Annotated in this window: 8 protein-coding genes and 1 pseudogene; 7 read left to right on the top strand and 2 right to left on the bottom strand. The window is 62.3% G+C overall.

Annotation, left to right across the window (positions count from 1 at the left end; genetic code table 11):
- Positions 1-338, top strand: a pseudogene (locus WB528_RS17950) (DNA alkylation response protein); the annotation flags it as partial.
- 180 nt (positions 339-518) lie between these two features.
- Complete coding sequence (locus tag WB528_RS17945) at positions 519-1,310, top strand: lysostaphin resistance A-like protein (RefSeq protein WP_423889739.1); 792 nt, start codon at positions 519-521, stop codon at positions 1,308-1,310.
- Here WB528_RS17945 and ruvX read toward each other — a convergent pair.
- Positions 1,305-1,781 carry a Holliday junction resolvase RuvX gene (gene ruvX / locus WB528_RS17940; protein WP_423889738.1) on the bottom strand — a complete coding sequence of 159 codons (477 nt, stop codon included), beginning with the start codon at positions 1,779-1,781 and terminating at the stop codon, positions 1,305-1,307. The genes WB528_RS17945 and ruvX overlap by 6 nt on opposite strands.
- Before the next feature lie 219 nt (positions 1,782-2,000).
- Positions 2,001-2,891, bottom strand: coding sequence for a LysR substrate-binding domain-containing protein (locus WB528_RS17935; protein WP_423889737.1), 891 nt, complete (start codon positions 2,889-2,891; stop codon positions 2,001-2,003).
- Between the two features lie 103 nt (positions 2,892-2,994).
- On the opposite strand from WB528_RS17935, the gene WB528_RS17930 reads away from it, so the two are divergent.
- From WB528_RS17930 to WB528_RS17910, 5 genes are all read left to right on the top strand, one after another.
- Complete coding sequence (locus tag WB528_RS17930; RefSeq protein ID WP_423889736.1) at positions 2,995-3,990, top strand: NAD(P)H-dependent flavin oxidoreductase; 996 nt, start codon at positions 2,995-2,997, stop codon at positions 3,988-3,990.
- A gap of 18 nt (positions 3,991-4,008) precedes the next feature.
- Entirely contained in the window at positions 4,009-5,085 is a 1,077-nt protein-coding gene (locus tag WB528_RS17925) for an NAD(P)H-dependent flavin oxidoreductase (protein ID WP_423889735.1), read from the top strand.
- A 124-nt stretch (positions 5,086-5,209) separates the two neighbouring features.
- Positions 5,210-5,497: an Asp-tRNA(Asn)/Glu-tRNA(Gln) amidotransferase subunit GatC gene (gatC, locus tag WB528_RS17920; RefSeq protein ID WP_423889734.1), complete on the top strand. Its 288-nt coding sequence runs from the start codon at positions 5,210-5,212 to the stop codon at positions 5,495-5,497.
- Between the two features lie 19 nt (positions 5,498-5,516).
- On the top strand, positions 5,517-5,738 hold the full coding sequence (locus tag WB528_RS17915) for a hypothetical protein (protein WP_423889733.1): 222 nt from the start codon (positions 5,517-5,519) through the stop codon (positions 5,736-5,738).
- 145 nt (positions 5,739-5,883) lie between these two features.
- Positions 5,884-6,667, top strand: a 784-nt coding sequence (locus WB528_RS17910) for an amidase (RefSeq protein WP_423889732.1), incomplete at its 3' end; no start/stop codon positions are given.

Here is a 6,667-nt window from a genome sequence, read left to right as displayed (position 1 = left end):
GCCTTGACGTGCTGCGAGCGTTGTCGCGTGAAGCCGAGGCGGCCACGGGAATTCTGAAAACGCTCGCGCAGGAAACCAAAGGTTTACCGGGGGCGGGTGAGGCGGCGGCCTCGATCAGCCAGGCGTTCCGCAGGCCGGATGCCGAGAATGTCGCGCGCCTGGCAGTCGAGAAGCTTGCGCTGCTGGCCGCAACGGCTGCGCTGAATGCGACCTCGCCGCGCCATGGCGAATTATTCGCCCATACCCGCCTTGCCGGGAATCACGGTGGCATGTACGGCGCTGTGGATCTCACTCCTGACGACATCGGCCACTTGCTCGATCGCGCGCTACCGCAATGAGAAGAAGGGCTGGTGCCGCCCATTTGAAGTTCCTGCACAGCAAGCGGCAGACCGACCCAGGAACTTCAAATGGAAAAGCGGCACCAGATCAATAAGTTTGCTAGTGCCCATGACTTTCCGAAGTTCGTCAAAGGTGGGTGCTGAGGTTTAACACGAACTTCGGAAAGTGGGCACTAGTTGATGGACTCGCTTAATCCTGAAAGTTCTGTCGCGCTCGCGCCTGCGGTCGATGCGCTGCCAACCCTTCGCGTCTGGAAATTCTGGGGCACTGCATTCTGGGGTTTCGTTGTTTTCGCCGCGATGTTCGTCGGACAACTCGCGGTCGTGGGCTGGTTCCTGTTCCGGCATGGCGGAGCGATCAATCAGGAAAGCTTCAGCGAAGCTGTTCGTATCGTCGTCAGCAACGGCCTGACGATCTCGCTGTCGGTCATTACTGGGCTGCCGGCAGTGCTGCTGGCCCTGTGGATCGCGATCCGGATCAAGGGCGCACGGTTTGCAGACTATCTCGCGCTGCGCTCTTTCTCCTGGATCAATCTTGCTATCGGCGTGGTCGCGCTGTTCGTGCTGGTCATGGGGTGGGATACGATCTCGCGGGCGACAGGACGCGACGTCGAGCCGGGATTCATGGGTGACGTGCTGAAGACTGCCCGGGAAGACGGTGCGGTGTGGCTTCTGGTCGTTGCCTTCTGCGTGGCGGCGCCGATCACGGAGGAGTTTATCGCGCGCGGCTTTCTATATCGCGGCTGGTCGGAGTCGTTTCTAAGGGTACCCGGCGCGATCGTGCTGTCGTCGCTGGTCTGGACCGGCTTGCACCTGCAATACGACTGGTATTTCCTCGGCGAAGTCTTCTCGATCGGCCTGCTGCTCGGTTACCTGCGCTATCGCAGCAACTCGATCTGGCTGACCATCATCCTGCATGGTCTGAACAATCTTGCCGCGGTGATCCAGACCATGCTGCTCACCAACTCATAGATTGTTATTTGCGAGCCGGTCGAGTGCGCCCTGAAGAATGAAGATCGCCGCGTGTTCGTCGATCACCTTGGCGCGGCGGGCGCGGCTCATGTCCATCCCGATCAGTTCGCGTTCGACGGCGGCGGTCGAAAGCCGCTCGTCCCACAGTGCGATGGCAAGCTTCGTCATTTGCGAGAAATTGCGTGCAAAGGCGCGCGTTGACTGCGCGCGCGGCCCTTCGCTGCCGTCCATATTGATCGGCAGGCCGAGCACGAAGCCAACGGCGGCGCGCTCGGTCGCGATCTCGAGCAGGCGTGTGGCGTCAGCCTTGAAAGCCTTGCGCTGGAGGGTCGTTATCCCTGTCGCCAGCCGCCGGTCGGGGTCGGAGACTGCAATGCCGATGGTTTTGGTGCCGAGATCGAGCCCTATCAGCGCGCCGCGTTGAGGCCAACAGGCCATGGCATCGATCAGGGGCAGAATGGGAGCGGGCATGGCTAGTGGTCCGATTCTAGCATTCGCATCTCGTTGGGGCCGGCATGTTTGCGAATGTTTGAATCCAAGGACCACTAGTAACAATATTAAATCTGGTGGAGCTTTGGATTTGACGTTCGCTTACGAGTGCTTGTGTGGAAAGACGGCAAACGTCAAATCCACTCCACCAGTCGCATAACACGCAAGCTGCCCGGCTCGCAAAGCCTCGAAGCACTCCGGTCAAGCAGCGATTACGCGATCGGTGCCGTTCAGGCAGGAGGTGAAGCCATCCAGCGCGCTGTATTGATGGGCGCTATGGCGCTGAATGAAGAGCGTGTCGACGTTCGACCATGACGTATCGAGGGAGTGGGTGCTGACGTCCTTGCGCAACTCGCTGCGCTCGACCACGGCGCGCGGCAGCAGCGTGACGCCGACCCCCGCGGCAACGCAGCCGATCATGCCGTCGAGCGTACCAAGCTCGAAGCGGGTCGCCGAGGGCCAGCCGAAATCCGAAAACAGCTGTTCGAGACGCTGGCGATAGGTGCAGCCAGTTCGGAATACCAGCGCGGTGGGTCCCGATTCCGGCGTTCCGGCGCGCAAGGCGGCGAGAGTGGTGAAACGCCGCGCCGTCACCAGCACCAGCTCTTCGCGGAACGCGACGGTCGAAATGAGATCGGCATGTTCGATCGGGCCGGCGACAAAAGCGCCATCCAGCGCGCCGTCCAATATGCTCGCCATCAGGTCGGCGGTCGTTGCGGTCCTGAGCGTCAGTTGCACGGCCGGAAAGCGGTGATGGAACGCCGCAAGCAGCGGCGGCAGGCGAACCGCGGCAGTCGTTTCCATCGAGCCGATTGCCAGCGGGCCCTTCGGCTCGCCATCGTCGCGCGCGGCGAGCATGGCCTCGCGCGATAGCGCCGCCATCCGCTGGGCGTATGGGAGCAGCCGCCGGCCGGCGCCGGTCAACGTCATGCCGCGGCTGTGCCGTTCGAACAGCGCGACGCCCATTTCTGCCTCAAGTGCTTTCACCCGCTGGGTGACATTGGACTGCACCGTCTTGAGTTCTTCGGCGGCGCGGGTGATGCCGCCGTTGCGCGCCACGGCCGAAAACGTCAGGAGATCGCTCAACTCCATGGCCAAACCACCGTTTTCTTTTAGAGATGACTATCTTCTTGAATATTCACTTTTGAAGAAGACTAAGCCGCGCTAGCATGTCTGTCGAGAGGGACAAACATCCATGCCGATCGAAACACCGCTGACATCGCTATTGGGTATCAAGCATCCGATCCTTTCCGCGCCGATGGCCATCATCGCCGGCAGCCGGCTGGTCAAGGCGGTTGGCGAGGCGGGCGGCTTCGGCATTTTGGGCGGCGGCTATGGCGACAAAAATTGGCTCGAGCTCGAAACCGCCAAGCTGAAAGCTGTCGCCGCGCCGTTCGGCATCGGCTTCATTACCTGGAGCCTGGCCAAGCAACCCGAACTGCTGGACATTGCGCTGAAGGCAAAGCCACGCGCGATCATGCTGTCTTTCGGCGATGTCAGACCGTTTGCGCCCCGTATCAAGGCAGCCGGCAGCCTCCTGATCTGCCAGATCCAGACCGAGGACATGGCGAAACAGGCGCTCGATGCCGGCGCTGATATTTTGATCGCTCAAGGCACGGAAGCCGGCGGCCATGGCGCTTCGCGTACGACGCTCGATATCGTGCCCGCGGTTATCGATCTTGCGGCGGGCCGCGTGCCTGTCGTGGCGGCCGGTGGCGTCGCCGATGGGCGGGGACTCGCGGCCATGATGGTGCTGGGGGCGAGCGGGGTTCTGCTCGGGACACGTTTCTACGCCAGCGTCGAATGCGACGGCGCGGAGGAAGCCAAGCGGCGGATTTGCGCGGCGAGCAGCAGCGACACGGTGCGCGGCATCGTCTTTGACGTTTCGCGCAAGATCTGGTGGCCGGCGCCTTTCACCGCCCGCACCTTGATCAACGACCACGCGCGCCGATGGGGCGGACGGGAGACCGAGTTGATCCACAATGTCGAGGCCGTCGCGGCCGAGTACGCCACCGAACGCGATGCTGGAAATTACGACGTTGCGGCCGTCTTTGCCGGCGGAGCCGCCGGCCTGATCCATGACATTCCGCCGGCGGCCGAAATCGTCGAGCGGATCGCGCGCGAAGCCGATCAAATTCTCAGCGGGCAGCGCAACTTCCCAGGCGCGCCGCTCGCCATGAACGCACGCTAATCAGAAGCGAGAACGAACATGTGGCCGGACCGCCGATTGATCGACCTGTTCAAGACCGAATTTCCCATCGTGCTGGCGCCGATGGCGGGTGTGATGGATGCGGAGCTCGTGATCGCGGCGGCGAAAGGTGGGGCGCTGGGCTCGTTGCCTTGCGCGATGTTGTCGGCGGAAAAAGCCCGTGAGCAGATCCAGATTATCCGTCAACGCGTCTCCGCGCCGGTCAACATGAACTTCTTTTGCCATAAGCCGGTCCCGGCGGACCCGGCGCGCGAAGCCAGATGGAAAGAACGGCTTGCGCCTTACTATAAAGAACTGGGCCTTGATCCGGCAGCGCCAATCAATGCCGCCAATCGCGCGCCGTTCGACGCGGCCACGTGCAGCGTTGTCCAGGAGCTCAAGCCAGAGATCGTCAGCTTCCATTTCGGCCTGCCGGAGCAAAGCCTGCTGGCTCGGGTCAAAGCCGCCGGCTGCAAGGTGATGGCATCGGCGACCACCGTACGAGAAGCGATCTGGCTCGAAGAACACGGCGCTGATGTGATCATTGCGCAAGGCGCCGAGGCCGGCGGTCATCGCGGAATGTTCTTGACCGACAACATTGCCGAACAGCCCGGTACTTTTGCTTTGGTGCCGCAGGTGGTCGATGCGGTGAAAGTACCGGTCGTCGCCGCCGGCGGCATTGCCGACGGGCGGGGGATCGCCGCCGCCTTTGCGCTAGGCGCGGCCGGGGTGCAGATCGGCACCGCCTATCTGCGCTGCCCGGAATCAAAGGTTTCCGCGCCGGCCCGCACCGCGCTGGCGCAAGGACGGGACGATTCCACCGTCATCACCAACGTCATGACCGGACGACCGGCGCGGGGACTGGTGAACCGCGTCATGGACGAAGTCGGCCCGATTTCGCCGGATGCGCCGGAATTCCCCCACGCCGCGACCGCATTGGGGCCGCTGAAAGCGGCTGCTGAAAAGCATGGCAAGCTCGATTTCACCAACCTTTGGGCGGGGCAGGCCGTGCGGCTGGGTAAGGACATGCCGGCGGCGGAGCTGACCCGGGCGCTAGCGGGCAGCGCCCTGGCGCGGTTGAGCAAATTGGCCGGCTGATTGGGCAGCCAATCCGCCAGCTTTTCTCTCTCCCGGTGGGACGGGCAAAAGAGGCTGAGGTTGCGGCGCAAAACAAGCCTCTGCTATACGGCAGGCTGAAAATCGCCGTTTGAGGCCATATATAATGTCGGTTGATGCTGCCACTGTTCGCCGTATCGCGCATCTGGCGCGGATCGGGGTGAAGGAATCCGAGGTTTCGCATCTTCAGGGCGAACTCAACGCGATGCTGGCCTTTGTCGAGCAGCTCAAGGAGGTCAATGTCGAGGGTGTCGAACCGATGACTTCGGTGACCCCGATGGAGATGAAGAAACGGGCCGATGTGGTCAACGACGGCGAGATCGCAGACGACATCGTCAAAAACGCTCCGGAAACGCAAGATCATTTCTTTCTGGTGCCGAAAGTCGTCGAATAACTCTTGAGCGAGATGTCCGATGTGCATGCTGTGCGACGACGAAAAGGCCTACCGCGCCTACATGGAGTATCTCGACGCCATGGAGCGTCAGGGCAAGGCGGCCGATCCCGACAAGGCGATCGATGCAGTGCTCGATGCGCTGGAAGCCGCAAGTGAAACGCGCGGCGAAGTGAAGCGTGACGATCCCGCCAGCGACAAGACGCTTTCTCCTTTCTTCTGCAGCCCCGTGCCACCCAAATGAAGTTCCTGCACCACAAGCGGCAAACTCTTTCAGGAACTTCATTTGGAAGAATGTAGATTTGCTAGTGCCCATAACCTTCCGAAGTTCGTGAAAGGTGGGCGCTGCGGCGGGGCACGAACTTCGGAAAATGGGCACTAGGTAATAAATGACAGACCTGACATCGCTGACGCTCGCTGAGGCTAGAGAAGGCCTCGCAGCCAAGTCTTTCACCTCGCTTGAACTCACCGACGCGCATCTTTCGGCGATCGAAGCAGCGCGCGCGCTCAATGCCTTTGTGCTGGAGACGCCGGATCGCGCACGGGCGATGGCGCAAAAGGCCGATGCCAGCATCGCCAAGGGCGAGGGCGGTCCGCTCGCCGGCATTCCATTGGGCATCAAGGATCTGTTCGCCACCAAAGACGTCCGCACGACCGCGTGCTCGAAGATTCTCGGTAATTTCGTGCCGACCTATGAGTCGACGGTCACCGCGCAGCTCTGGCGCGATGGCGCCGTGATGCTCGGCAAACTCAACAACGACGAATTCGCGATGGGATCGTCCAACGAGACTTCGTGCTTTGGCCCCGTCGTCAATCCCTGGCGGCGCGAGGGCGCCAACACCACGCTGGTGCCGGGCGGATCGTCGGGCGGTTCGGCCTCGGCCGTCGCCGCGCTGTTGTGCATGGGCGCAACCGCGACGGACACCGGCGGGTCGATCCGCCAGCCGGCGGCATTCACCGCCACCGTCGGCATGAAACCGACCTATGGGCGCTGCTCGCGCTGGGGCATCGTCGCCTTTGCCTCCTCGCTCGATCAGGCAGGTCCGATCGGCCGCACCGTGCGCGATACCGCGATCCTGATGCGTTCGATGGCGGGCCACGACCCGAAGGACACCACCTCGGTCGATCGTCCGGTGCCCGACTATGAAGCCTCGCTCGGAAAATCCGTGAAGG

Origin of the sequence: Bradyrhizobium sp. (assembly GCF_049586575.1) — a bacterium.
Lineage (GTDB): Bacteria > Pseudomonadota > Alphaproteobacteria > Rhizobiales > Xanthobacteraceae > Bradyrhizobium.
The sequence above is the reverse complement of the archived record's forward strand: the minus strand, read 5'-3'. Positions and strand labels throughout refer to the sequence as shown.

Bases quoted from the DNA above. Each gene is read 5' to 3' on its own strand.
- WB528_RS17935 (WP_423889737.1), bottom strand. From the start codon at position 2,891: ATGGAGTTGAGCGATCTCCTGACGTTTTCGGCCGTGGCGCGCAACGGC.
- WB528_RS17930 (WP_423889736.1), top strand. From the start codon at position 2,995: ATGCCGATCGAAACACCGCTGACATCGCTATTGGGTATCAAGCATCCG.
- WB528_RS17945 (WP_423889739.1), top strand. From the start codon at position 519: ATGGACTCGCTTAATCCTGAAAGTTCTGTCGCGCTCGCGCCTGCGGTC.
- gatC (WP_423889734.1), top strand. From the start codon at position 5,210: ATGTCGGTTGATGCTGCCACTGTTCGCCGTATCGCGCATCTGGCGCGG.
- WB528_RS17925 (WP_423889735.1), top strand. From the start codon at position 4,009: ATGTGGCCGGACCGCCGATTGATCGACCTGTTCAAGACCGAATTTCCC.
- ruvX (WP_423889738.1), bottom strand. From the start codon at position 1,781: ATGCCCGCTCCCATTCTGCCCCTGATCGATGCCATGGCCTGTTGGCCT.
- WB528_RS17915 (WP_423889733.1), top strand. From the start codon at position 5,517: ATGTGCATGCTGTGCGACGACGAAAAGGCCTACCGCGCCTACATGGAG.